The 26,299-nt window shown below is 35.4% G+C and carries 23 protein-coding genes and 1 tRNA gene; 20 read left to right on the top strand and 4 right to left on the bottom strand.

Translation table 11 applies throughout. The features are described from left to right. Positions 1-317 precede the first annotated feature (317 nt). The 14 genes from ABMA70_RS08340 to ABMA70_RS08275 all read left to right on the top strand — a co-directional run bounded on the left by ABMA70_RS08340 (position 318) and on the right by ABMA70_RS08275 (position 15,271). The gene (locus tag ABMA70_RS08340) at positions 318-1,397 is read left to right on the top strand and encodes an AMP nucleosidase (RefSeq protein WP_392990480.1); all 1,080 of its coding nucleotides are present in this window, start codon (positions 318-320) and stop codon (positions 1,395-1,397) included. A 21-nt stretch (positions 1,398-1,418) separates the two neighbouring features. Continuing rightward, on the top strand, positions 1,419-2,459 hold the full coding sequence (locus ABMA70_RS08335; protein WP_021266421.1) for a rod shape-determining protein: 1,041 nt from the start codon (positions 1,419-1,421) through the stop codon (positions 2,457-2,459). A gap of 19 nt (positions 2,460-2,478) precedes the next feature. Then, a complete protein-coding gene (locus tag ABMA70_RS08330; RefSeq protein WP_103219286.1) occupies positions 2,479-3,270 on the top strand; it encodes a hypothetical protein in 792 nt (263 codons plus the stop codon). A 3-nt stretch (positions 3,271-3,273) separates the two neighbouring features. After that, entirely contained in the window at positions 3,274-4,029 is a 756-nt protein-coding gene (locus tag ABMA70_RS08325) for a hypothetical protein (protein ID WP_103219287.1), read from the top strand. Continuing rightward, positions 4,026-4,922 carry an ABC transporter permease gene (locus ABMA70_RS08320; protein ID WP_392990483.1) on the top strand — a complete coding sequence of 299 codons (897 nt, stop codon included), beginning with the start codon at positions 4,026-4,028 and terminating at the stop codon, positions 4,920-4,922. Before ABMA70_RS08325 ends, ABMA70_RS08320 begins: the two co-directional genes overlap by 4 nt. Then, positions 4,922-5,749, top strand: coding sequence for an ABC transporter permease (locus ABMA70_RS08315; protein WP_103219289.1), 828 nt, complete (start codon positions 4,922-4,924; stop codon positions 5,747-5,749). The genes ABMA70_RS08320 and ABMA70_RS08315 overlap by 1 nt, the downstream gene beginning before the upstream one ends. After that, positions 5,750-6,811, top strand: a complete 1,062-nt coding sequence (gene nagZ, locus ABMA70_RS08310) for a beta-N-acetylhexosaminidase (protein ID WP_103219290.1) — start codon at positions 5,750-5,752, stop codon at positions 6,809-6,811. Between the two features lie 97 nt (positions 6,812-6,908). Further along, positions 6,909-8,093, top strand: coding sequence for a type II secretion system F family protein (locus tag ABMA70_RS08305; protein WP_158246955.1), 1,185 nt, complete (start codon positions 6,909-6,911; stop codon positions 8,091-8,093). Next, positions 8,093-8,431, top strand: coding sequence for a DUF192 domain-containing protein (locus ABMA70_RS08300; protein WP_103219292.1), 339 nt, complete (start codon positions 8,093-8,095; stop codon positions 8,429-8,431). Before ABMA70_RS08305 ends, ABMA70_RS08300 begins: the two co-directional genes overlap by 1 nt. Further along, positions 8,419-9,990, top strand: a complete 1,572-nt coding sequence (locus tag ABMA70_RS08295) for an FHA domain-containing protein (protein WP_103219293.1) — start codon at positions 8,419-8,421, stop codon at positions 9,988-9,990. The genes ABMA70_RS08300 and ABMA70_RS08295 overlap by 13 nt, the downstream gene beginning before the upstream one ends. A 6-nt stretch (positions 9,991-9,996) precedes the next feature. After that, a complete protein-coding gene (locus ABMA70_RS08290) occupies positions 9,997-11,001 on the top strand; it encodes an FHA domain-containing protein (RefSeq protein WP_392990486.1) in 1,005 nt (334 codons plus the stop codon). Next, positions 10,982-13,225 carry an FHA domain-containing protein gene (locus ABMA70_RS08285; RefSeq protein WP_392990488.1) on the top strand — a complete coding sequence of 748 codons (2,244 nt, stop codon included), beginning with the start codon at positions 10,982-10,984 and terminating at the stop codon, positions 13,223-13,225. Before ABMA70_RS08290 ends, ABMA70_RS08285 begins: the two co-directional genes overlap by 20 nt. Further along, positions 13,222-13,965 carry a PP2C family serine/threonine-protein phosphatase gene (locus tag ABMA70_RS08280; RefSeq protein ID WP_103219296.1) on the top strand — a complete coding sequence of 248 codons (744 nt, stop codon included), beginning with the start codon at positions 13,222-13,224 and terminating at the stop codon, positions 13,963-13,965. Before ABMA70_RS08285 ends, ABMA70_RS08280 begins: the two co-directional genes overlap by 4 nt. A gap of 73 nt (positions 13,966-14,038) precedes the next feature. Next, a complete protein-coding gene (locus ABMA70_RS08275; protein WP_392990491.1) occupies positions 14,039-15,271 on the top strand; it encodes a response regulator in 1,233 nt (410 codons plus the stop codon). Here ABMA70_RS08275 and ABMA70_RS08270 read toward each other — a convergent pair whose 3' ends face one another. After that, positions 15,272-15,940, bottom strand: coding sequence for a biotin--[acetyl-CoA-carboxylase] ligase (locus tag ABMA70_RS08270; protein WP_393022173.1), 669 nt, complete (start codon positions 15,938-15,940; stop codon positions 15,272-15,274). Positions 15,941-15,984: 44 nt separating this feature from the next. Between ABMA70_RS08270 and rph the strand changes: the two genes are divergently transcribed. From rph to ABMA70_RS08255, 3 genes are all read left to right on the top strand, one after another. Then, positions 15,985-16,692 (top strand): ribonuclease PH, encoded by a 708-nt coding sequence (rph, locus tag ABMA70_RS08265; protein ID WP_103219299.1) that lies wholly within the window; start codon positions 15,985-15,987, stop codon positions 16,690-16,692. Further along, a complete protein-coding gene (rdgB, locus tag ABMA70_RS08260) occupies positions 16,692-17,267 on the top strand; it encodes an RdgB/HAM1 family non-canonical purine NTP pyrophosphatase (RefSeq protein WP_392990496.1) in 576 nt (191 codons plus the stop codon). Before rph ends, rdgB begins: the two co-directional genes overlap by 1 nt. 70 nt (positions 17,268-17,337) lie before the next feature. Beyond that, positions 17,338-17,414, top strand: a tRNA-Pro gene (locus ABMA70_RS08255). A 16-nt stretch (positions 17,415-17,430) separates the two neighbouring features. On the opposite strand, the gene ABMA70_RS08250 is transcribed toward ABMA70_RS08255, so the two are convergent. Then, positions 17,431-17,883: an Lrp/AsnC family transcriptional regulator gene (locus tag ABMA70_RS08250; RefSeq protein WP_392990498.1), complete on the bottom strand. Its 453-nt coding sequence runs from the start codon at positions 17,881-17,883 to the stop codon at positions 17,431-17,433. Between the two features lie 74 nt (positions 17,884-17,957). On the opposite strand from ABMA70_RS08250, the gene ABMA70_RS08245 reads away from it, so the two are divergent. Continuing rightward, positions 17,958-18,551 (top strand): LysE family translocator, encoded by a 594-nt coding sequence (locus ABMA70_RS08245; protein WP_392990500.1) that lies wholly within the window; start codon positions 17,958-17,960, stop codon positions 18,549-18,551. Between the two features lie 34 nt (positions 18,552-18,585). On the opposite strand, the gene ABMA70_RS08240 is transcribed toward ABMA70_RS08245, so the two are convergent. Continuing rightward, the gene (locus ABMA70_RS08240; RefSeq protein ID WP_392990502.1) at positions 18,586-19,719 is read right to left on the bottom strand and encodes an HD-GYP domain-containing protein; all 1,134 of its coding nucleotides are present in this window, start codon (positions 19,717-19,719) and stop codon (positions 18,586-18,588) included. Between the two features lie 229 nt (positions 19,720-19,948). On the opposite strand from ABMA70_RS08240, the gene smc reads away from it, so the two are divergent. Together smc and ABMA70_RS08230 are read left to right on the top strand one after the other, a co-directional pair. Beyond that, a complete protein-coding gene (smc, locus tag ABMA70_RS08235; RefSeq protein WP_392990504.1) occupies positions 19,949-23,632 on the top strand; it encodes a chromosome segregation protein SMC in 3,684 nt (1,227 codons plus the stop codon). Next, positions 23,632-24,225, top strand: coding sequence for an outer membrane lipoprotein carrier protein LolA (locus ABMA70_RS08230; protein WP_103218722.1), 594 nt, complete (start codon positions 23,632-23,634; stop codon positions 24,223-24,225). Before smc ends, ABMA70_RS08230 begins: the two co-directional genes overlap by 1 nt. Here ABMA70_RS08230 and ABMA70_RS08225 read toward each other — a convergent pair. After that, entirely contained in the window at positions 24,206-26,161 is a 1,956-nt protein-coding gene (locus ABMA70_RS08225) for a lytic transglycosylase domain-containing protein (protein ID WP_103218723.1), read from the bottom strand. The two genes, ABMA70_RS08230 and ABMA70_RS08225, sit on opposite strands and share 20 nt — an antisense overlap. Positions 26,162-26,299 lie beyond the last annotated feature (138 nt).

The raw sequence follows: 26,299 nt of genomic DNA, 5'->3' as shown, positions 1-26,299 counted from the left end.
GCTTAAGCGCCAGTTATATTACTTCTTAGCAGCGTTGATTCTGCGTAAAATTCTTGCTTTTTTCTTAAGTTGAGCTTTTCTCTTACTCATTTTAGCAATAGTTTTCTTTCTACCTGCACCCATAATCTTTCCTTTTGCGTAGTGTTAGAAAATAGTCTCGTTATACTAGAAAAAAATATCGAATTTGACAAGGGCCAAGTCATATTTATAGGTATGCGCGGTGTTTAATCTGTTATTAATGGTTGTCAATAAAATGAGCTAAATGGTACATTTTACATATATAAGCAAACGGATTGCTAATCAAAAGGTATAATGGAATGTGCGCTGCAAAGAAAAAAGTAGCAGCTAAGAAGAAAGCTGCGAGCAAAACGACGAAAAAAATTACAAAAAAAGTAACTAAAAAGAAGGCCAGCAAGAAAGCTGCAAAGCAGTCAGTGAAGAAAGTTGCAAAGAAAGCGACAAAGAAAAATTCTTTACGTAAGACAAGCTCGGCTTCTCATGCAAGCTTATCAACTGCATTTGTTGATGAACTTTCACTAAATAATAAATCTAAATCTCCAGTGCTAGGTGCTAACCTTGAAATGAAAAAGGCTGCTTTAAGAGCACGCCGTATTCACTGGAATGAAGATAAGCGCAAGATTGCAATTGATATGATTGAGCGCTACACGGGTCACGACTTTAGGGACTTCCAACAACAAATTATTCTTACTAACTTCCATTACTATGTTGAGAGATTCAACGCATTATTAGATGACCATGTTTATACTCAAGGTTCAGCTTTTAAAGCTTCAAGTTCTAAGAAAGCAAAAGTAACGATTATTGAGTTTGGTGTTGGTGCTGCCATGGCCGCGCTTATCGGTGAGCTAATTTCAGTAATTCATCCTAAAGCAGTACTATTCTTAGGACTTGCAGGTGCTGTTCATCCATCGTTAAAAGTGGGTGACTTCGTTCTTCCTATCGCTTCAATTAGAGCAGAAGGTGTTACTGAGCACTTTCTTCCTAGGGAAGTTCCTGCCCTTCCAACATTTAAAGTACAAAAATTTGTTTCTCAAATATTATTAGAGCATGGGCATGATTACCGTACTGGAACGATCCACTCTACAGATTACCGATTCTGGGAATTTGATGATCGTTTTAAAGAGCGTTTAATCGAACAAAGGGTACTTGCAGTTGAAATGGAAACAGCGGCACTTTTTGTTTCTTGCTTTGTGAGTAAGGTAAATATCGGAGCATTACTTTTAATCTCTGATTGTCCAATGACTAAGGATGGTATTAAAACGAAGAAGTCTGCAAAGTCTGTCTTCAAGAAATATACAGATATTCACATCGAATTAGGGATTGAAGCTATGGCAGACATTGCTGAGCGTGGTGAGAATATCAGACACTATCATTGGTAAAATTTTATAAAGGAATATGAAATGTTAAAGCAATTTTTTAATTTCTTCTCAAACGATCTCGCGATCGATTTAGGTACAGCGAATATTCTTGTATACGCTAAGGACAGAGGGATCATCGTGAATGAACCATCTGTAGTTGCGGTACACCAAGGATATAAGGGTACTGGATCAAAGGTTCTAGCTGTTGGTGCGGAAGCTAAGCAAATGCTTGGTCGTACACCAGGGTCTATCCAAGCGATTCGTCCTATGAGAGATGGAGTAATCGCAGACTTTGAAGTAACTGGTGCCATGCTTAAGTACTTCATCCAAAAATCACTATCAGGTTCAAAGCTAGTAAAGCCAAGAATCATTATTTGTATTCCTTTCGGTATTACTCAAGTTGAAAAACGTGCAGTAAAGGAATCTGCTGAACAAGCAGGTGCTCGTGAAGTTTACTTAATTGAAGAGCCAATGGCCGCTGCAATTGGTGCAGGACTACCAATTACTGAACCTTCAGGAAATATGATTGTTGATATTGGTGGTGGGACAACTGAAGTTGCAGTCATTTCACTTGGTGGTATCGTTTACTCTCAATCTGAAAGAGTTGCAGGTGATAAGTTTGATGAAGCAATTGCTTCTTACATCAAGAAAAAATACTCATTATTAATTGGTGAAAGAACTGCAGAACAAATCAAAATGTCGATTGGTAATGCATACCCATTTGATGATGAAGTAAGAACATATGAAGTTAAGGGCCGTGACCTAGTTGCTGGTGCTCCTAAAATTATCGAAGTTACTTCTGACGAAATCAGAGATGCACTTTCTGATCCTATCGCTGAAGTAGTTGAAGCAATTAAGACTTCATTAGAAAAAACTCCTCCAGAACTAGCTGCCGATATCGTTGATAACGGAATCATTCTAGCTGGTGGTGGTTCTCTTCTTGCAAACCTAGATGTTTTAATTAAAGAAAGAACTGGTCTTCCAGTTGCTCTTGCTGAAGATCCATTAACATGTGTTGTTCGTGGATGTGGTAAGGCACTAGAGTCAATCGATCTTTTAAAACAAGTAGCGACTCTATCATAAGTAGAAAATAGGTTTACAATTGAATTCTCAAAATCTTTTTATCGAATTAGAGCTCTCTGATATAAAACTAAAAATCAGGGAGCTCATTGCCACAAAGAGTAAATTAAAAATTTGGACTAACTCACAGCAGGTAGCTTCTGTTGAGATTTTTGCGATTGAAGAAGATACTCTTATTGTAGATGATAATCACGCTCTTGATGGAGTCGTGATGGCGAACTTTAGCCTTCGTTATATGAGCTACTTTTTTAAAGGTGTCATTGAAGGTGGTAATCTAAAAATCGAAGGGAAAGTATATCGAAGTGAAAGAAGAGGGGATATGAGATTTAATGTCTCATATATGACATCTTCATATCTATATTTTGATGCAGTCGAAGAAGATACACCGTCTGCAGATAATGTACTTCAATTCAATAAATCTAAAAATAAAGAGGACTCATTCATTAAAGACTTTTCTTATTCGATGAATGATTTTCCAGAGCTAAGAGGTGCAAAATTAATTGATATCTCAAGTAATGGTGCTTCTTTTGTAATGTCTCTTCAAGACTTTAAAAATTTCTCTAACAAAAAGTTTTCAATGGGAACTCTAGTTTTAGAGAAAAACTCATATGATATTTCAAATATTCAAAAAGTTTACGATATTGATTATGTAAATTTCAGACTTGATAATATTCCGATGAAGAAAATTGGGATTAAGTTTGAAAGTAATGGAGATTTAGATTCATACTTAAAAGAGCTTGATGATAAATCTATAATTTTAACTTCACTTGATGAGGAATTTAATAAGTATATTAATCAACAAATAGAGGAGTAGTTTATGTTGCGACCTCTTGGTGTGCTTTTTTTATTTTTAATTACTTCATGTAGTATACTGAAAGAAGATATTAATGATCAGCTATCGGCCAGTGCTAATCAGTATAAGCAATTGGAAGTCAGTGGTGAATATCTTGTTGATACAATGTCAGGATTCAATAAGAATCGTGAATATGTACGAAAAACTCAAATCATTTCACCTGTAAATAAATCCAAAGTTTATGAAAAGACTATTGTAATCTCTAAGCAAAAGAAGATTGCTAAGGATGTATTCTTTTTAGTTCCAATTAAATACGAATCCACTTTTTTCTTGAATAATGATATTTACACCGTGAGTGGTCAGATTGATTTAAAAAGTAGAAAGATTTTTTATAATCTGAATTCTCCTGAATATAAGTGGCTTGGACAGCGTGAGTATGATGTTCCTAAAAATGTTAAGGCCATATGTTTCTATGCATCTATTGTTGAGTGTGCAAAGGTTTCGGGCTTTATTAAGAAGGCCATTGATAAAAAGAATGGAGACATGAATTTTCATATTCTTTGGGAAAGCTTTCCATATTTCCAAGAACAATATTTAAATATACCAAAAGAGATTTTATCTGAAGCAAGATTGAGTTTTGATGATTTCGATAAGAATGGAAATTATCGTTTTCTTTTATCAGCTGGCGGACAAGAACAAGTATATATATTAAATAAGAGTTTAGATGTTGTTGGTCACTACTGGGCATCTCAAGGTCTATCAAAAGAGTTGGTAAAATGAAATTATTCTTAAAGTCATTTTTGACATTATTCTTTGCTATCACGACAATTTTCTTCGCGTTGAGATTAACTCCCGGGGATCCAGTCGAAAGACTTCTTGGCCCTGAGGCAAAAGTAGAAGAAATTCAAAAGTACCGTGCTGAACTTGGCTTAGATAAAGGTTTAGTTGAGCAATACGTTGATTTTGCAAAAGGTATTATTACTTTAGATTTAGGTAAATCATTCTTTAAGAAAGATCCTGTTGTGAAATTAATAAAAGATAACTTGCCTCCAACAGTTATTTTGGCACTAGTATCGATATTAATATCGACTCCTATAGGAATTGGCATAGGAGTTATCTCTGCGATAAAAAAATCTCAATTACCTGATACAGCTATTCGAGTTATCACACTAACTCTACTTTCATTTCCAATCTTCTCACTTGCGCCACTACTGGTTTTAGTTTTTTCTATCAAACTCGGTATATTCCCAGTTTCGCAATGGACTTCTATAAAGCATATGATTATTCCAGTTACAACTTTAGTATTACCGCTGTCATCTGTAATTGTAAGGGTTATGAGGAATAAGTATCTTGAAGAAGAGTCACAACTATGGGTCTTAGTTTTAAATGCTAAAGGCTTATCTAATTCAGCAATAGTCTATCGTCTTGTGAAAATTTGTATGCCAACGATTTTAAATGTAGTTGCGATTCAGTTATCCGTTGTTCTTGCTGGTACGGTTATTACAGAAACTATTTTTGATATTCCGGGTTTAGGCTCTCTTTTATTTGAAGCAATAAATAATCGTGACTATCCACTTGTTCAGGGAATTATTGCATACTCTACAGTTATCTATATGCTCGTTTATGTATTAGTTGATTACTTAAATGAAAAGATTGATCCAAGGATAGGTTAATGAGAAAGAAGAAAATAAATAATGAAATGATCTTCGGTGGCTTTATTCTATCAATTTATATTATGTGGGCAGTCTTGTGGCTACTAATGAATGGATTTGATTATACTCCATCAAGTATTATATCTCATGAATTATTTAAGCCTTTTTCACATGACTATTTTTTAGGTACTGATATTAATGGTAGAAGTTTATTTAAAGTACTAAGTGTCGGTCTTATCTATACAGTAGGTATTTCATTACTTATTAGTTCAAGTGCATGTTTAATCGGTATAATTATTGGATATCTTTCTGCGATAAAAATAAAGTTTGTGTCCGAAATAATGGATATGTTTACTAATTTAATTTTTATTTTTCCTAGTATTTTACTCGCCATTCTTGTTATGTCTTTTTCTGGGCAATCATTTACAGGATTGGTACTTTGTTTAATTTTTACTTCATGGCCTGGTTACGCTCGTATTGCTCGCGGTGAGACAATGCGTGTTTTAAATTTAGGATATGTAGAAAGTGCTAGAGCAATTGGTGTAAGTGAATTTCGTTTATTTTATAAGTCAATTTTACCAAGTATTGTGCCAGTTATTTCCATTCACTTTGTTCTTGGAATAAGTGGAGTTATAATTAGTGAAGCTAGTTTAGGATTCCTTGGATTAGGGGCAAGTGAATACTCGTGGGGAGCAATCCTTGCTATGGCGAAGTTAGTTTTATTAGAAGCACCTCATGTTGTTATCGTGACGAGCTTACTAATGACTGGTTTAATTATTTCGTTAAATCTTTTTGGCGATGGCCTTAGAGATTACTTAGATCCAAAACTTAAAGGTAAAGGCAAATAGATGAATAATATATTAGGTCAATTATTTATTACTGGTATAAGTGGTACACAGTTAACGACTGAGGAAGAAAATTTCATTCAAAAAGAAAATATTGGTGGAGTTATTCTTTTTAAACAAAACTATGAGTCACCAGCTCAATTGGCAGAATTAATTAATAATATTCAATCATTAAGGGATAATTATCCACTCTTTATCGCAACAGACCACGAAGGTGGAAGAGTACAGAGATTTCGTGAAGGCTTCACTGTAATTCCACCAATGCTAGATGTTGCAAGAACAGATTCACCAAAATTATGTTTTGAAATCTCTCAGCTAATGTCTAATGAGTTACTAAGTTGTGGTGTTAATCTTAATCTGGGTCCAGTTTGTGATATTTTCACGAATCCAAAAAATACTGTTATTGGTGATCGCTCATTTGGTGATAACGCCGACGAAGTCACTAAGTTTGTTTCGGCCATAATTCGCGGTCAGCAAACAAGTGGGATTATGTCATGCGCTAAGCACTTTCCGGGCCATGGTGATACTTTAGAGGATTCGCACTTTAAATTACCTGTTGTTAATAAGTCGCTAGAAGAACTGAGAGAAAGTGAATTTATTCCATTTGTAAAAGCAGTAAAGGCAAGAGTGGACTTTGTCATGATGGCCCACTTAAAAGTCGACGCAATTGATCCAGAAAATATTTGTACATTTTCAAAAAAAGCATATGAACTAATCCGTGAGGAACTGCGCTTTAAAAAAGTTATCATAACTGATGATATGGAAATGAAGGCCATTTCAGATGAAATTACAATCGGCGAAGCAGCTCTTAAAGCTCTAACAGCTGGAGCAGATGTAGTGGAATATCGTTCTTTTGAAGCTTGTCGCGAAGCCTATACATATGTGAAGCAAGCTTTTGAAGCTGGTGATATTGATAAAGTTGATATCTCTCAAAAATATGAACGTGTCTTAGAGCTTAAGAAAAAATACCTATCAAATTACTCACCTACTTATATTCCAGATGTTGCTGGTAAGGTTGGTACTCGTGAGAATTTATCTATTGTTGAGCAGGTTAATCAAGGTTAGCACATAGGGCCAATATTGCCTCTAACTGCTTGAAATCAATTATTTTTGATATTCTTATGTTATGACTAAAGGTCTCATAACTTCCTTATTGTTTTATATGTTTACGTTGCTCGTTGCATTCGATGCAAATGCGCAGAGCTACGGAAATTATTCAAAGCGCGATCATGCAAATTTACTTGATGTCTCTTGTAAAAAAGGAAATCAATCGAGTTGTTTTGAGCAAGGACTTCTTTACCAAACATTTACTGATAAAAGCTTTAAGCAAGATGGAATTAACTATCCTGCCGAAGGTAAGAAGCTAATTATTAGTGCCTGTCAAAATGGTGAGCAGAACGCTTGTGATTATCGAAAAGGTGCGGAGTTATTTGAAAGTTCACAGCTTCTAATGTGGGCCGGAATTATTCTTATTGGTATTGCTGTTTATATTGTCACGCAGATGATGTTTCAAGATAATGAATCTTTCCAAGCTGCGCAAAAATTAGAAGAAGGTGGTTCTAAGAAAGCTGAGAATGTAAAAAAGCACGGCTTTATTCTTCAATATTCGAGACCATTTTTTAAACGCTATATTTCACCAATTGTTTCTTCTATGAAAAATAAGAAGAAGATTAAAGAGAAGTATAAAAGAAAGCTAGCAAGTGCTGGTTTAACTGAAGATATGACTCCTGAGGATTTCTTCGCATTTAAGTTATTTCTTATTATTGGTTTCCCAATTATGTTCTTAGCTGTCAGAGAATTTACTGAAGCAGACTGGAAACTTTCTCTTATTCCTGTAATGGCAATTGTTGGATTCTTATATCCGGACATTTGGATTAAAGGAAAAATTGAACAACGCCAAAAAGATATTATCAACGGAATGCCTTTTTCAGTTGATATGCTAGCACTATCTGTTGAAGCAGGACTAGACTTTATTGCTGCGATGACTAAGGTTGTAGATAAAGCTAAACCTGGTCCACTTACACAAGAATTTGAAATTCTTCTTAAAGAAATTAAAATTGGGGCCAGTCGTGCAGAAGCTCTAAGAAATATGGCATGGCGAGTGGACTTAATTCAGATTTCTTCATTTTGTGCAACTCTAATTGCTGCAGACTCTGTTGGTGCTTCAATTGGACCAATTCTAAAAGCACTCTCAATTGAGATTAGACAAAAGAAATCAGCGCAGATTGAAAAAGAAGGTGCAACTGCTGCAACAAAGATTCTTTTTCCAATGATGGCCTTTATTGTACCTTCAGTTCTTCTTATGATCTTTGCTCCACTCGTTGTTGAGCTAGTTGGAGGGAATTAATGAAGATTTCTTGTAATGGTATTGAAATATGTAAGCAGGCCATTGTTGCAGATTCTTTTTATAAGAAACTAAAGGGGCTGATGTTTTCTCAGAGCATGGATGGCTTTGATGGCATGATTTTTTATGGAACAAATGCAATTCATACCTGTTTTATGAATTATAAAATCGATGTTGTCTTCTTTAATAGTAAGAATGAAATTAAGAAAATATACCGTGGACTTAAACCATGGAGACATACGCAAATTGTTTTTAGTGCAAGTCGTGTACTAGAGTTGGCAGATGGACAATTGCCTCAAGAGATTAAGGAAGGGGATACTCTAGAGTTATGTATAAATTAGTTGTTGTTGCAGGTAAACTGCGTGGACAGGAATATATTTTAGAGGAAGGGGAAAATACCCTAGGGCGCTCAGAGGATTGTAGCGTTCACTTTCCTGTAAATGGTGTTTCAAAGAAGCACTTATCCGTTACTGTTACTCAAGATGTAGCTTTTGTTAAAGATCTTGGAAGTTCAAATGGTACATTTGTTAATGGTAAAGCAGTCAAAAGGGCCACTGTTAAAAATGGAGACAAGATAGCTCTTCCTGATTCAATTCTTCAAGTCGTTTTTGTAAAAGAGAAAAAGAAGATTATTAAAAAAAGAATTGAAACTGTTGAAGAAGATGATGAACCAACATATATCACTGGTGGTGAAATGCCAGAGAATATCTTTGGAAAGATCATCTGGCTTTTTAAATATCGATTAATGCCACTAATTCATGGAATTAATGAAGAATATGAATGGCGTGTTCTTACTGGTATCTTACTTTCTATCTTCGTTGTTGTGACGGTAACTCTAACTATTTTTCCAGTAATGAAAACGTCTCAGAGTCTACTTCTTCTAGAAGTTGCTAAGCGTGGTGCACATTATGCGGATGAAATTAAAAGACAAAATAGAGGTGCATTAGCTAGAAAAGATCTTGATCGTGTTGATACAAAGTTTATGGAACAAGGAAATAACGGTGTTGTTTCTTATGATCTATTTGATATTGACGGACGAATTGTTAGACCGCTAACAAAGCTAAATATGTACATTGATGATCCTTTCTCTGTTCAAGTAAGAGAGTGGGCCGAAAAGACAATGAAGAACTCTAGTGACCTTCCTATGGTAAGTCGATTGTCAAACGGTGAAATTGGAATCGGTCAAAAGATTAAGGCAACAAATGTTAAGACAGGTAACCTTGATGTTGTTGGTGTAATCGCCATTCGTTTTAAACCAGCATCAATTGCGGATGAGGCATCTAAAAGTAGGGTTGCTTACCTAGAGGCACTAATTACGTCATTTATTGCTTCAATCATCTTCTTTGCCATTGTTTATTATATGACGATTAGACATCTAGATGAAATGAAGTTTCAGATTGAAGAGGCCTTAAGAGGAAATCGAAAAAGTGTTGATAGTGAATATTTATGGTCTGAGATTGATCCATTACGTTCATCTATAAATTCCATGATTCAAAGAATTAGAGAGCTGCAGAAAACTGACGATGATATGAGTTTTGATGAAATGGAAAGTGATGAGTCCTATGTTTCAAGCTTATATGAATTTATGCAAGGGGCACAGGGAGCTGTCCTTGTTCTAGATTCACAAAAGAATCTTTCTCATATTAATACGCTAGCAGAAGATATCACGGCGATTAGAGGTAGCTCTTCTGAAGGGATGAGCCTCTTAGATGTGGCACGTGAAAAGGGATTCGCAGCGACAATAATTGAGTTATGTGATGCCTCTGCGGATAATGGAGGAACGTCTCAGAAAGGTGAATATGAGCTTTCTGGGCATTTCTATAATATTTTTGTTACGAGTTTAATAGGGCGAGATAATTTTGCAAAGGCGTTCTATGTTACACTAATTAAAGAGGACTAAGTATAAATGGTTGCCGCAATTAGAATGACAAAGAATTTATCTTCCCCAGAATCATCTGGGCAGTACCATCGTATTATTTGTATGACTGGTAAGAATAAAGGTATTTGTTATTACTTAAACGGTAATCGAGTAGTTCTTGGTCGTCTAAGTTCTAATGATATTCAAATTCTTGATACTCAAGCTTCAAGAGAACACATTGAATTAACTCGTGTTAATAATGAATATACTCTTACCGATCTTAAGTCTCAAAATGGTGTCATGGTAAATGACTTGAAAGTGACTCAACATAAACTTAAGTCTGGTGATAAGATTATTGTTGGCTCTACAGTTTTTAAGTACTCATTCATCGAAGTAAAAGAGGAGAAGGCCCTCGTGGAATATGAGGACCCTGAAGAAGACGAAGATGATGAAGATGAGGAAGAAGAGGAAGAGGTAAAGAAGAAAGCCAAAGCTAAGAAAAAGAAAGGTCCTGCAACACCTGAGGAAAAGAGAAAGAAACTTATCTATATTGCAGTAGTAGTTATGGGCCTGTTCTTTTTTATGGATGGTGGTGATACAAAAACAAAGAAGGCAACAGTAAAAAAAGAAGGAAGTTCAATTATTGATTCCTCAAATAGTAATACTGGCCGTAAATATGTTGAAGATCTTGAAACTCGTGAGAAAGTTGAAGCTTATATTCACCGTGGTAGACGAGAAGCACGTGAAGGAAACTACTTTAGAGCAATGCAGGAATTTAATCTAGCTCTAACACTTGATCCAAATGATGGTAACGCTGCTTATCACTTAAATATTGCAAAACAGAGACTTGATGAAAAAATTAAAGATATGTTCAATCAAGCAACAAAGAATAAAGATTCTTTAAAATATAATAGAGCTTTAGGTACATATTGCTCAATTTATAAACTTTTAATTGAATACAAGACAGATGAGCGCTTTATCGAAGCTAAAAAGAACGTTGAAGATATGGCCGAAAAATTAGGGATGAAAAAGAGTGATAATTACTGTTTCTAAAAATGGAACAATTCTTAATCGTATTGAGATTAATGATCAGGTGATCATGGGGCAGAGCTCTAGCTTTCTTATTGGTCGATCTGATGAAGCTCATGTTCACTTAGATGATCCACAAATTTCAAGGCGATTAGCAAGCCTTAATTTTAATGGTGTCAGTTGGACTTTAAATAAGTTATCAACATATGACACTGTTCTTGTTAATAACGCTCCAATGTTTTTAGAGGAAATACCAGTATCGAGTGGCTATTACCTCGTTTGTAATGAATTTAAAGTTCTTTTTGAAAGTCTAGAAGTTGAAAGTCCAGTTGGTGATGATCCTGTTGAAGAAATCGTTAACGTTGAGCCAGAGTTACCTGAAGATGATTTTGAAGCCGCTGAACAAGATGATATTGAAGAAGAAACATCTATCATAGATGGTGGATCTGAATTTGAAGAAGAAACTCAAGCTTTTGATGCACCTACTGAAGAGGAATCATCTGATAACGAGAATGAGTTTAATACTGAAGAACCTCTTGATTCTCAAGAAGGTGGTTTTGAAGAATTTGGACAGCAGGAAGAAGGATTCTCAGAAGGCTTCGATGAAAACTATGAAGAAAATTATGATGATGGTTATGATGACAACTATGGTGATGAATCTTACGACATTGATACATTAGACGATGATATTGGGGATAAAACTCAAGTATTCTCTGGCTTTGCAAATTTTGTTCTAGAGTTATTTGGTGAAGATGTTCCTTATGATCATTTTAATTTAGACCTGCCTGAAACATATATTGGTCGTGATCCAAGTAAATGTCAGATTGTCTTATCTGATCCTGAAGTCTCCTCAGTACATGCGGTAATTAAAAAGAATAAGATCACTTGTGTATTAGAAGATTTACAATCGGCCAATGGCACGATTTTAAATGGTAAGCGAATAAACCAAAAAGAGATCACAAATGGTGATGAATTTATTATTGGCTCAACTACTTTTACAGTTAAGATCGCTAGTGACTTTATAAAGAGTCAGCAAGATATGCTGATGCCTGTAGAAGATAACCAGGTAATTGAAGTCGAGGAAATTGTTGAAGTTTCTGATGATGACGAAGATTTTGATGGCCTTGAATTATCTGATGCTCCTTCAGCTAGTGAAGAAAAATCTATTATTAAGAGAATTCTTAATGACCCTGAAAAGCGTAAGAAAGTCCTAATCTATACTGTTGTATTATTGGGTCTTTATATGTTTTTATTTCCAGATAGTGGCGAGAAACCAAAACCAACGGCTAAAGATAAGCAGGCCAAGGAACAAAAAAAGAAACAGGTTGTTACCTCGGTTGATAAGAAGCTAACAAAAGAGCAACAAGAAAAAGCGGAAGCTTTATATCAGTTAGCAACACGTTATGCTAATGAGGGTAATGTTGCGGAAGCAATTACTGAGTTTGAAAGGTTATTTATGATCACAAAAGATTATAAACAAGCCCAAACTTTCTATCAGTTGGCTAAGGATAAATATGCTGAGCTCGAAAAAGCAGAGCTTGAAAGACGTGCAGAAGAAAAGAGAAAATTAATTCAGGCAAAAGTTAAGACGCTTCTTGATAAAGCTACTGAAGCGGTAAAAGAGCGTAATGTCACTTTGTCTCGTGGACTATTTCAACAGATTAAAGAACTTGATCCTAATAATTATGATGTTGCTAACCTTGAGTTAGAACTGGATTCCTATATTAAGGAAAAAAATCGAAAAGAACTTGAAGAAGCTCAGAAGAAAGCTGAACGCCAGCGTATGGTAGATGCTCTTAAACCGGGTGAAACTTTATTTCTTCAAGAAGAATGGTATAAGGCAATTGGAGCTCTTGAGTTATTCATTAGTGAAAAATCAATGGATGAAGATCTAATGAAGAAAGCAATTGATATGCTTAAAAAGTCACGTCAGAATCTTAAGAATATAACTGGCCCACTTTTAGGTAAGGCCCGTTCACTTAAAGAAGCAGAAGATCTTAAGGCATCTTATGAAGTTTTTAAGGAAGTCTTACGCTATAATCCTAATGAATTAGATGCACAAAGTGAACTCGATGATATCAATGATACGTTAACGAGAAGAGCCCGTAAGGTATATCGTCAAGGTTTAATCTCTGAATCGTTAGGTTCATTTGAGGATGCCCGAGAAAAGTTTCAAGAGGTGCAACAAATCTCACCTATGGATAATGAATATTATATTAAAGCGAGTGAAAGGCTAAAAAATCTATGAGAGAAATTCAAAGCTTCTTTGCTAGAACACATCAAGGGCCATATCTTAATCTAAATGAGGATAATACCTTCATTAATCTTAAACAGAAAATTTTTGGTATATTTGATGGATTTGGAGGTTCTGGAATTTCTGATAGAAATCTAGAGAGTGCTAAGCAGTCAATTGATCTTTATTTCTCAAAGTTGTCTGGAGATCCGAATGCTACAATGCCTTACTTTTATTCACCTCAGTATGTACTAGAAACTAATGCTCTAGTGAATGCGATGTTTATTGCTCATAAAAACTTACTAAATATCAACAAGAGTAAACCTCTTAATGATAAAGGTGGGGTTTCTGCTGCTTTAACGATGCTTTCTGAAAATATTTTATCAATCGTTTCATGTGGTAATTGCTTGGTTCTTATGTACCGAGATGGGGATTTATCTCTAATTAATACACCTGATTGTGTTAAACAGATTTCAATTTCTGATAACTCGCACCAAAAAAGTACATTTCCTCTCGTTGCTTTGGGCCTTTATGAAGACTTATCCCCTAAAATTTGGGAGTTAAACGTAGAACCAAATGATCGTATTATTGTCTTAAGTGATGGTGTCTACGGAAGTTTAAGCCTTCATGATATTAAAAGAATTATTCAAGAATCAACTCAAGATGAAGTTATTCAGATTGATAATCTTTTTGACGGTGCAAATCGTCGAGGTAATCTAGATAATCAGTCAGCTATTATCTATTCAATCGTATAGAAACATACCGTAATCATTAAAACTGTCTCTTGCTTAGCTGGATTTTTTGCGTAACAATATATTGAGGTTTTATATGAGTAAAAAGGTATTAGTTGCTGACGACAGTCAGACAATCCAAAAAGTAATTAGTATTACATTCGCAAATCAAGATTTTGAAATTGTTTCAGCTCTTGATGAGTCTGAATTATTTTCTAAAAATGACGATTTTGATCTAATCTTATTAGACTTTGGTCTTTCAGATGATGGATATAAATTAGGTGAAGAAACGCGTAAGAAGTTCCCTACAACTCCAGTTCTGGCGATGCTAGGAACATTTGATATCGTTGATGAAAATAAGCTACGTAGTAGCGGATATTCTGACAAAGTTGTTAAGCCATTTGAAACAGAGAAATTTATTTCACTTTGTAATGAATTGATTGAAAGTGAAGTTTCAACAACAGATACGACACAAGATTTTTCAGATGATAATCAAGATGAGCTTGAAGATGATAATTTCTCTGGTTGGGATGTTGATAGCTCAATTGCCCAAACTGAAGAAGATAAGACTCAAGAATTTGATTTGAGTCAACACGATTCATTCACTGATGAAGATGATTCAGATAATAATCTTGAGTCAGAATTGGATGGTTGGGGATTTGACCCTACTAATTTAAAGGGAAGTGATGTAACAAAAGAATTTGATACTCTACCTCCTGTTATAGAAAATTTACCTCCAAAAGAAGAGCAACCTAGCTCGACAATACTCGATGTTAGTAACTACTTTGGAAATCTTGATGAAGAGCTGGGTGATGACTTTGAGCTTCCTAGTCAAGAAGAAGAAATAGAAGAAAATTTTGAGGACTCAGAAAGTGAAGAAGTAGAGCCTGTGTTTACTGAATCAGAGGAAAGTGGTTTTGAATCTGACTTTTCAGATGACTTTGAAGAGATTTCTGATGAGAACTTATGGGACGCTGATGAGGAGTCTAGTGAAATGTTCTCTTCTCCAGAAGAAGATGAGCATGAGATAAATCTTTCTTCAGTAACTCAAATGAATGATGACTTTTCATTTGGTACATCAACGACAGCATCGATTAATACTGCAACTTCTACAGCTCCAGCTACTACGGCCCCGGCTGTAAATATTGAAGAGCTTAAGGCCGAACTAAAGAATGAAGTTGCACCAATTATTGAAAAATTTGCACGCGAGTACTGTGAGCAAAATATTGAAAAGATTATTTGGGAAATCGTTCCTGATCTGGCCGAGAACTTAATTAAGAAAGAGCTTAAAAATATCAGCAAGCAAGTTCTAACATCAATTTCAGAATAATTATTTAATAACGAGAGAGCCTGTATAGGCTTTCTCTATTTTATCCTGAGTCTCAATAAGGGCCTCTCCAAAGTTTCCAATTCCTCTGAAAATACCTTTTATAATAGAATCTTCGTCGATGATTTCGACTTCTTTATTTAGGTGATAACATCTGTCATTCCACTGTTTTATAATTTCTTCTTCTGTAAGACGATTGCCTAGTAAGTAGTTGTAAATATCTAGCGGAATACTTTCAAAATCATTCTCACTTAATTTCGTACCTTCTTTAAGCACACCATATGTCTCATGTGGAACACCTCCATAGTTAATACCTATTCCGACGATATAGTTATCATCATCTTTATTAACTAAGATCCCCATAATTTTTTGACTATTCTCATTAAAGATATCGTTGGGCCACTTAAGGAGGAGTTTGTGCGCTTTAAAATAATTACTAAGTATAACTGCTACTTCTAAAGCCAGTAGAGTTGGCTTTTGGCCTGCCTCTAATTTACAAGAGAAACAAAGACTATCTTGTAAATCTTCCCACTTATTATGTCTTCGGCCCCTTGCCTCAGTTTGTACAGTTGCACTAATAAGTAATTGGTCATAATTACGTGCCTCTTCAATGGCAATTGTTTGAGTCGATGGAATTTCTTTAAAATGTAGGTGTTTCATAGATTTTCTCATTATGTTATTATCGAACAATACTAATAAATTCAGAGGTATTCAATATGTCACTTATCGAACGTTCTACTCCAAGAGAAGTTAAATTTTCTATTAATATCAACCCATATGCAGCAGGATCAGTTCTTGCAGAATTTGGTAATACAAAGGTTCATATCACTGCTTCGATAGAATCAAGTGTTCCTGGTTGGATGAAAGGTAGTGGAAAAGGTTGGGTGACAGCAGAATATTCAATGCTTCCAAGCTCTACTCACACAAGATCAAGAAGAGAGCGTTCAAAAATTGGTGGCCGTACTCAAGAAATTCAGCGCTTAATTGGCCGAAGCTTAAGAGCAATTATCGATCTTAAAAAATTAGGTGAGCGTATGATTACTCTTGATTGTGACGTTATGGTTGCAGACGGTGGAACAAGAACGACTTCAATCTCTGGGAGTTTTATTGCACTTGAACTTGCTATTCAAAGTTTAATCGCAAGTGGTGAGCTTTCTGAGAACCCAATTATAGAGCCTCTTGCAGCAATTAGTTGTGGAATTAACGGCGAAGGTAAAATCATTGCTGACTTAAATTATGAAGAGGATTCGAGCTGCGATACAGATATGAATATTGTTATGACTGAGTCTGGAAAATTTATTGAAGTACAGGGAACTGCTGAAGGGCAAGCATTCTCAAGAGAGCAAATGGATGCGCTAATGGATTGTGCTGCTGAATCTCTTAAGGTTGTTTTCTCAAAACAAAAAGAAGCACTAGGAAAGTAATGAAAAAATTTATTCTAGCTACTGGAAATGCTCATAAAGCCGAAGAATTTGCAGTTTTATTCAAAGAGACGAATATTTCAATTAATGCAGCTTCTGCAAAATTAGATGTTGTAGAAGATGGAAATACTTTTCAAGAGAATGCTCTTAAGAAAGCTCAAGCTTATTTTGAAGAGTTTAAAACTCCTGTCGTCGCAGATGATTCAGGAATTACTGTTGAAGCACTTCCTCAAGAGTTAGGAATATACTCTGCGCGTTTTGGTGGTGAAGGTTTAACAGATCGCCAAAGGGCCGAGCTATTATTAGATAAGTTAAATGGTGAGCAAAATCGAAATGCTTACTTTACTTGTGTCTTATGCTTTTATTTATCACCAGAGGAAATATATTTTTTTGAGGGGAGAATGGAAGGTGAGATTTCAGATAGTTACACTGGTGAAGGAGGCTTTGGTTATGATCCTGTATTTTGCCCAAAAGCCTTTCCAGATCAGACTGTAGCGCAATTAGAAGAGTGGAAAAACGAGAACTCCCATAGGGCCAAGGCCGTTGGTTCCGCTATAAAGTTTTTTCAAGAACTTTAAAAAGGTTTAATTTCTGGGTTGCCAAAAAGGTTCAGATCACTTATAAATAGCCTACCCAAAATTTCAATGTCGGAGTATAGCGCAGTTTGGTAGCGCACTTGCTTTGGGAGCAAGGGGTCGCAGGTTCAAATCCTGCTACTCCGACCATTTTTAAAATCCCTTTCTATTTTCTTTTATCTTTCGGTGACTCAAGCACTACGTATGTTGATATTGAATTTACCTGTGGAAGTGTTCCAAGAACTTCTGTGTGAAATGTTTTATATGAAACAAGATCAGTCGTTTCAATTCTTAGAATGTATTCAAAGCTTCCCGTAACGTTGTGACACTCGATTACTTCAGGTGATTCAGCAATCGCCATTTCAAAATCTTTTTGTGACTTCTTTGTGTGAACAGATAATCCAACTGTAATATAAGCAGTAAATCTTGTTCCTAATTTTGCTCGATTGATTCGCGCGCGGTAGCCAGTGATGACCTTAGATTTCTCTAACTCTTGTACTCTTCTAAGACATGCAGAAGGTGAAAGTCCTACGATGGAGGCTAAATCAGAATTACTGATTCTTCCGTCATTTTCTAATTCTTGCAATATTCTTTCGTCAATAGTGTCTATTTTCTTCATATGTTGCAAATTATCTCTCAAATGCATGATTCTTTGCAATAAATTTATTCTTAAAATCGAGTAAACTGTGCCACATGAGCACGACAAATCTATACGCACTTTTAGCTTTTGCCTTTGTTTCCGCCATAACGCCGGGACCAAATAATATTCTTCTAATGGCCTCTGGGGCCAATCATGGTTTTAAGAGAACCGTCCCTCATATGCTTGGGGTTTACTTTGGTTTTATCTTCATGATTGCGGTAATTGGTTTTGGAGTTTCGGATATTTTTAAAACTTATCCTGGCATTCAAAAAATTATGCAGATGGCATGTGGTACTTATTTAGCATTACTTGCATTTAAAATTGCATTTAGTAGTTTTGCAAAGGAAGAAGCACAGATTAAAAAACCAATGTCGTTCATTGAAGCGGCGATGTTTCAGTGGATTAATCCAAAGGCTTGGACAATGGCACTTTCAGCTGTTGCCATTTATACAAATGGTAATACATTAGGTGTTGTTGCAGTTATTCTTGCTTATAGTCTTGTTGATATTCCGGCAATTTCTGTTTGGGTCTTTGCAGGTTTAAAGCTTAAGTCTTTTCTTGAGAAAGGGTATCGCCTTGCCATTTTTAATATTATTTTGGCCGTGCTACTTTTTGGTTCTTTATTTCCAGTTTTAGTTTTGAAGTAATATTAAAAAGTAGAGGAAGAACTTCCTCTACTTTTTATTTTGTTATTTTATTTGGGTTATCATCTGCTTTCGTAAAATTCTCACCAAGTTTTTTAGGCTGAACTTTTTGAATTGGAAGCTCTGCGTGTGCAATCTCTGTATTAAAATCGACCGGTAGTTCGATCATTGTCTTTCCTGTTAGGATGACCTTAGAAACTTTCTTAACGAAGAAATCAAATATTTCTGAATCAATTTTTTTCCCAACAGTTCGTTTCATAATTTCTAGAGCATCTTCTATTGGAAGTGCCTGTGAATAAGATCGTTTCGTCGTGATGGCATCAAAGAAATCGGCGATAGAAACGACTTTTGAGAAGATATGATGATCTTCTCCCTTGATTCCTTTTGGGTAACCAGAGCCATCAATATTCTCATGATGTTCAATAATTACTTTTTCAATAGACTCTTTTTTAAGTCCAGGAAACTCAGGGTTTGCCTCTCTAAATAGTTCAACACCAAGCTCAGGATGCTTTTTTATTTGTGCAAATTCTTCATCAGTAAGATTGCCTGTTTTATTTAATATTTCTGTCGAAATTTTTGTTTTGCCTAGATCATGTAAAAGGCCACCAAGTCCAATTGCAACAAGATCAGCTTCACTTGCCTTAGGTTTTAATTGTTTATAAATTAAAACACTGTACATACTTACATTAATAGAATGGTCGTAAGTGTAAAAATCATGGAATGATAAATCACCAATTAGTTTTTTTAGGCTATTAATATCATAGTCTTTGATAACATCGACCATGGCCTTCATTGAATCATGACAACCATCGAGTGCTTCACCAAGAATTTCTGTATTGAATTCTTTCCCTGGATTGAAAATATCATCAAGGTGCTTCACGGCTGAATCTTTGATAACGGAAACCTTATCAATCGATTCTATGTTCTCATCTTCTGCTAGAGACTGAAGGTAGAGCCCACGCTCAGATTCAAGAACATGTATCCTTTGATACTTTTTAAAACCTTCTACATCATCATCGGTGAGAACTTCTCCAGGCCGCACTATTTTAACATAGTGATCCTTGCCTTTGATCGTAGAAGAGTTGATGTAGATATTGTATAGAAGCGGCTTTTCTCGAACAACGAGGTGAAAGTCGATCGTAAAATAAACTGTTTTTGAGTTGCTATCCATTGCACTTTTATCGGCATAATCTCCGTTCAGATAAAGTCCTAGTACGAAATACGTACAAGTAAAAATATTGTGTTAGTTCTTGTTAGGATTTGCTTTGTCTAAGTTACTGAAATTGCATTTCTTATTTAGCGGAACTGAAATTTTAAAAGTGTACGATTAGGTGCTTGAAATGGTACATTAAGGCCTACACAACACACATTATAGAGATAAATTGACGGAGTGAATCAAAGTGCAACTGAAAAGACTAATTATCCAGGGCTTTAAATCCTTTAAAGATCGTACAATTATTAACTTTGACGATGGTATTACAGGGATCGTTGGGCCAAACGGATGTGGTAAATCGAATATTGTTGACGCCTTATTTTGGATTATGGGTGAGCAATCAGCTAAACACCTAAGAGGGAATTCAATGAAGGACCTTATTTTTGCTGGTTCTTCAAAATATAATCCTGCTGCATGGGCCGAGGCAACACTTGTCCTTGAGAATACTCATGGAAAGCATATCCACATCGGTGGGAAAGTTGCAAATCCTTCAGAGATTCAATTAACAAGAAAGCTTTATAGAAACGGTGATACTGAATATCGTATCAACGGTGAGCCGGCTCGTTTGAAAGATATCCAAGAAGTATTTATGGATACAGGTGCTGGTGCAAAGTCATACTCAATTATTGCCCAAGGGGAAATCAATAGACTTGTACAAGCAAAACCTGTTGAGCGTCGTACAATGATTGAAGAGGTTGCCGGTATTACGAAATTTAAAGTTCGTAAGAAAGAATCAATGAGAAAGATTGAGGCAACTGAGCAAAACCTTAACCGTCTAAACGATCTAACAATTGAAATTGAAAAGAACTTAAAGTCTCTTCAAAAACAAGCTGAAAAAGCTGAAAGAGCGCGTACGCTTAAGGATAAAATTAAACGTACTGAAATCTCTGTTGTTGCACATAAAGTATTCGAAGATCTTCGTGAGCTTCGCGATGGAGGTAATGAGCTTCTTGAGAAGAAAGCAAATCTTGAAGCTTGGAGCATGAAAAAAGATTCTCTTGAGATCTCTCTTGAAGAAGAGCGTTTTGAAAGAGAAGAAAAGACTGCAAGAATTGATGAGTCTCAAAAAGAAAGAAATGAAGTTTCAAATAAATTAGCTGCTGCTGAAGAAAGACTGAATGCACTTTGTAAGTCTTTAACTGATAAAGAAGAGCAACTAGAGCAAAGACAAAAAGAGATTGATGAACTAGCTCAAGAGATCGAAGAAAGACTTCTTAAAAAAGAAGAAATTGAAACTGAAATCAACGATGTTATCACTTCTTCAAAAGAAGATTACGATTATGAAGCAGCAAGCGAGAAGCTTGAAACTTTAAAGTCTGAGCTAGAAGATAGACAAGCGCAAATTAGTGAGCTTGAAGAAGAGCTATCAATTAAGAAAGAAGAGCTTGTTAAAATGGATCAACAAGCTTTCCAAAATAATTCAAAACTTGAAGAATATGCTGCAACTCTTCAAGACCTTGCGACTGAAATTGAAGCAATTGAAAAACAATATTCAGGTGTTTCAAGTGAACTTGCGAAGGAAAGAGATGATGTTATGGCCGCTAAGAATTTAGTGGAAGAGTTAACTGAATCAGAAGTTACACTTAAGGAAACGGTAAACGAGCTGACGCAAAAAGATCGTGATCTTGAATCAGAACTTAAGAATTTAACAAAAGAACAAATTACTAAGCAATCAAGACTATCTTCATTAAAAGAAATTCGCTCTTCACTTGAAGGAGCTAAAGAGGGTGTTTCTAAATTTTTAAGTGAAGTAGATTCTGATAAATACACTGTACTTGGTAATATTATTAAATGTGACGATAAGTACACTAAGGCCGTAACAGCACTTCTTGGAGAGTTCTTAGAGTCTCTAGTTACTTCTGAGAGTGATCTTTCACTTCTTAAAAATTGGGTAACTGAAAATGATGAGAATGCACTTGAGATCTTACTTGCAGATAAGTCTGCAGATGTAATTTCTGCTGAGGCACGTGAAAGAATTCAAGTAAAGCTTGGGGTAGAATTAACGACTCTAAGTGATATCATTGAACTTCCAGAAGAATATAAAGCTAAACTAACTCCATATTTATCAAGCCTATTTATTGTTGAAAGCCTTGATCTTGATAAAGTTGTTTCACTAGAGAGTTCAATCTCTTTTGGTGGAATCTCTGATATCAGTGGAAATATTCAAGTACGTAATCGCCAAAATGCAACAGTTCTTCATGTAAAAGGATCTTGTGAACAAGGGCAAAGTGCAATTGAAAGAAATAACACAATTGAAGCACTTGAAAACGAATTAGTAAGTCTTAATGAAAAAGTTGCAAACCTTGAAGAAGCCGTTACAGCTTCAAATGAATTACTAAGAAATAAAGTAGATGAGCTAGAGAATGCTCGTCTTACACTAAGTGAAGCTCGTGCCGATTTCGCTGCTAAAAACTCAGCTCTTGAGTCTAAGCTAGCATCTATGGAATCTGGTAACACGAGACTTGAAATTCTAAAGAATCGTAAAGATGAAACTTCAAAGCTAAGACTAGCTATTCTAGAAAAAGAAGAATCTTTTAATAAAGATAAGTCTGAGGTTGAAGAGGCAATTGCTGATATTAGTGAAAGAGTTCAAGACCTTCGCGATAGTTATAATGAAATGAATGAAGTTTATGAAGCAGACCGTGAGGTTTATGTTTCTAAGCAAGTTGAAGCTAAAACTTTTGAGCAACGTGTGAATTCGCTACGTTCTCAATCAGAAGATATTGAAAAGCAAATCGAAAAACAAAACCTTCGTAAAGAATCAAACTCTGAGCTTATCACTAAGCTAGAGGGTGAGCTTGAAAATATGCAGGTTGAAATCGAAGAACTTGAAATTTCAAATAACGAAAAAGCCGATATCCTTGCAAGCAAAGATGAAGTTCTTAGTATTATGAAAGATGAGTTCTCTGAACTTCTACTTGCAATGCAAGAAAGAGAAGATCAGGTTAAAGAACTTTCTAAAAATATCAATAAGGCCGATAAAGAGGTTGCTGAAAAAGAAGTACGCCTTGAAAGATGTCTTAATGAAGAAGAAGAGAATGTTCGTAATATCTTCGAAAAATACCGTGTTGATCTACGCGAATCTCTTGGACGCTACCTTGAGTATACTGAAACTGATTTTGAAAAACTTAATGATGTTTCAACAATGTACTTTATGGAAACAGAAAATGGTCCAAAAGAAATTGAAAAAGAATCATATGAATTTGTTCGTAAGTATGGCCAAGATCTTAAAGATCAAGGATTTAAACTTAAGAACTACAAGTCTGAATTTGGTCGCCTAGGTGAAATCAACTGGCAAGCAATTGAAGACTACGATAGACAAAAACTTCGTTATGACTTCTTAAAAGTTCAAGAAGTTGAACTTAGAAAGTCTCTTGAAGACCTTCAAAATGCAATTGATCATATCGATGAAAAATCGAAAGAAAGATTTAAAATCGCTTTTGAAGAAGTTGATACGAGATTTAGAAAAGTATTCCCAATTATCTTTGGTGGAGGGGAAGCACGTCTAGAAATCGTTGGTGATATTGATGATGCTGAATGTGGTGTTGATATTATTGCTAAGCCACCAGGAAAGAAAATGCAGAATATTAACCTAATGTCTGGTGGTGAAAAGGCCATGACTGCGGTTTCTCTAATCTTCTCGATCTTCCTAGTTAAGCCATCTCCTTTCTGTCTACTGGATGAGGTTGATGCTCCACTTGATGATGCAAACGTTGGTCGTTTTAATGAACTTCTTCGTGAAATGAGTGCTGAATCACAGTTCATTCTTATTACACACAATAAGAAAACAATGGAGCTAAATGATACACTTTATGGTGTAACAATGCAGGAGCCTGGTGTTTCAAAGGCAGTTTCGGTACAATTACAGTAATGAAAAAGCTACTACCTATTTTAATGATTTCAAATATGGCCTTGGGATTTGTCCCAAGGTCTTTTTCTACTCAATATAAGCAAATTGTAAAAAATCAGCTTACTGGTACTCCAAAAGAGTCAACAGGAAGATTTGATTATGAATACCCTGGTAAGCTTAGGCTTGAACAAAAGGGTTCAGATGCTCTTGTCTATGTGACAAATGAGAAAACAACTTGGATTAGTCGAGATGGCTTCATGCCTGGTGATCCAGCAGAAATTATTATTCACAAGGGTAGTGATAAAGGTCTTTCAAACTTCTTTGATTTACTAAAGAATGGCCTTAAATCAAATAAGAATTATAAAGTTAAAGACGGTGATAATTATAGTGTACTTGTTTTTTCTGAGACTTCAGTTAAGTCGACAGGCGTTGTCGAAACAAAGCTGACTTTTAAGAAAGGGAAAAAAGAGTTCTCTAATATTACTTCAATTGACATTAATTATGCTGATGGAAAAGTTGTTAAGCTTGAGCTTAGCAACGTTAAGAACGAAAGCTTTCAAGCAAAGCACTTCATCCTTAACGTTCCAAAGAATGCTAATGTGTCATATCAATAAAGCCACCACGAAAGAAATTTTCTTTTAGCGTTAATGGTTCATTGCTCAGAAGACGAGAGTAGATCAAGTAGTTTCGTGCGACTAACTTTACGTACTTTCTTGTTTCTTTATACGGAATTTCTTCAATAAACTCTAAGTCCGGAAGGATGATTCGACTTCTCCATCTTTTAATAGGAGTACCTCCAGCATTATAGCTCGCAACAAAGTCGATAAAGTTATTATCCCTTCTCTTCATAAGCTCATTTAACAAGAGACTTGAAAAAGTAATATTAATATTAGGATTATATAAGTCTTCATATCCTTCATATGGAATTTTGTAGCGACGAGAAAGTCTCTTTCCTTGCTCTGGAATTAATTGAAGTAGTCCAAAAGCATCGGCAGGTGAGCGCGCATACTGATTAAAAGCAGACTCTTGACGAGCGATGCTCATCAGTAGTGGTGTCGTTACTGTTTTAGATCTATTATTTTCAAGAAACTCTTTTTTAAACGCTAGAGGAAAGGCAAATTGTGGATCTTCTTTTAAGATTTTTTCTTGCGTCTTAGAATCTTCTCTGAAGAATTTAAAGATCATAATATTGTAGTATTTTGCAGCGTAAAGGTCACTAAAGCTAACCTTATCATTACTATCAATAATTTTTTTCGCAAGGTCTGTGTTACCAAGATAAACGGCCCAAGCAAGCTCATCAATCGAGATATCAAACTTTTCTCTGTAATCAATATGCTTAAGTTTTGTGTGATTCATGTGAGCAATTTGGCCATAGTATCCAAATTGATCTTCTTTTTGAATTCTAAGTAAAAGTTTTTGTGCTTCATCGAAGCGGTTAAGCTTCTTTAGGCCAACAAATTTCCAATAAAGAAATCGGTAGTTTGGCTCATCATTTTTTTCTTCAAAACGATCAAACCATTGAATCATTTCTTCATAGTTGCCCGCCTTGTAGTTTGTCCAGGCAACATTCCACACAATACTTTCAAGGTGTTCATGCTTTCCTTCAACAGCAGCATAAGCCTTCTTATAGAATTTTATGGAGCGATCATACTTTCTAAGATCCTCAAAAATACCACCAATCGTGTAGTAAGTTGTAACGACATACTCCGTTGGGACTTCCTTAAAGAGAAGGAGGTTCCTTAGAACTCTTACCGCCCTTTGTAATTTGTCTTCTGTCCAATAGATTCGAGCAAGCCTAATAGTGTATTCAGCATGTTTTTCTTTTAGCTCTTGGCTTTCTCTGTTTTTTTGAAGGTAAAGAACTAGGCTTCTAATATTGTCTCTAAAGCTATCGTTTTTTCTTTCCCTTTTATATGAGTTTGCAAGTCTAAACCAAGCTTCAACTTTTTCTTCTTTTACAGTATCTTTGTCGCGAATTATTTTTTTGTAATATTCACGGGCCTTAACAAACTGTCGATCTTGTTCAAAGCTTTTGGCTACATCTAGATAATTTTCTCGCTCCGGCTCTTTTATGAAGCGAGGAGAGACATCAATTAATTTTTGATAGATTCGTTCTTGTTGTTGACTACCATCTTCGAATTTCTTCATGGCATCAAGTAAGAGCCTTTCAACTTCACCTTTAGTATTGAGGTAATCCACCTTATTTAAGACAGCACTAGCATAGACATCTGTGTAGTAAGTTTTTGAAATAATTGCATCAATTAGTTCTTCTCTTGCCCAATACGGATACGCTTCAGTATTTTTATACTCTTCACTTAATTCTTGAATGCTCTTAGTACAATTCTTGTGATAATTGGCCCTTAACCATGGGGACAATGGAAATTGTGTATGCAAGAATTTTTGGTACTCGTTACAACTAACAGAATTATTCTTACTAATTTTAGAAAGTAAGTTTGTTAGAGCACCATCTTGTGGTTTCGTTTTAGGAGGTCTTGATAAATTCGTACAAGACAAGGCCAAAATAAATATAGTTAGTAAGGTAAATCTCATTAACTACTAGGATAGGCCTTTAAGTAACTTCCTTCAAGTATGTGAAAACAGGCATTTCTGTTCCTAAAAAAATTACATAAGGCATTGAAAAAACGTCGGTTTAACACTATAAGTAGCTACTTTAGCTATACATGGAGA

Origin of the sequence: Halobacteriovorax sp. XZX-3, from assembly GCF_043196495.1 — a bacterium.
Classification (GTDB): Bacteria; Bdellovibrionota; Bacteriovoracia; order Bacteriovoracales; family Bacteriovoracaceae; genus Halobacteriovorax_A.
The sequence above is the reverse complement of the archived record's forward strand: the minus strand, read 5'-3'. Positions and strand labels throughout refer to the sequence as shown.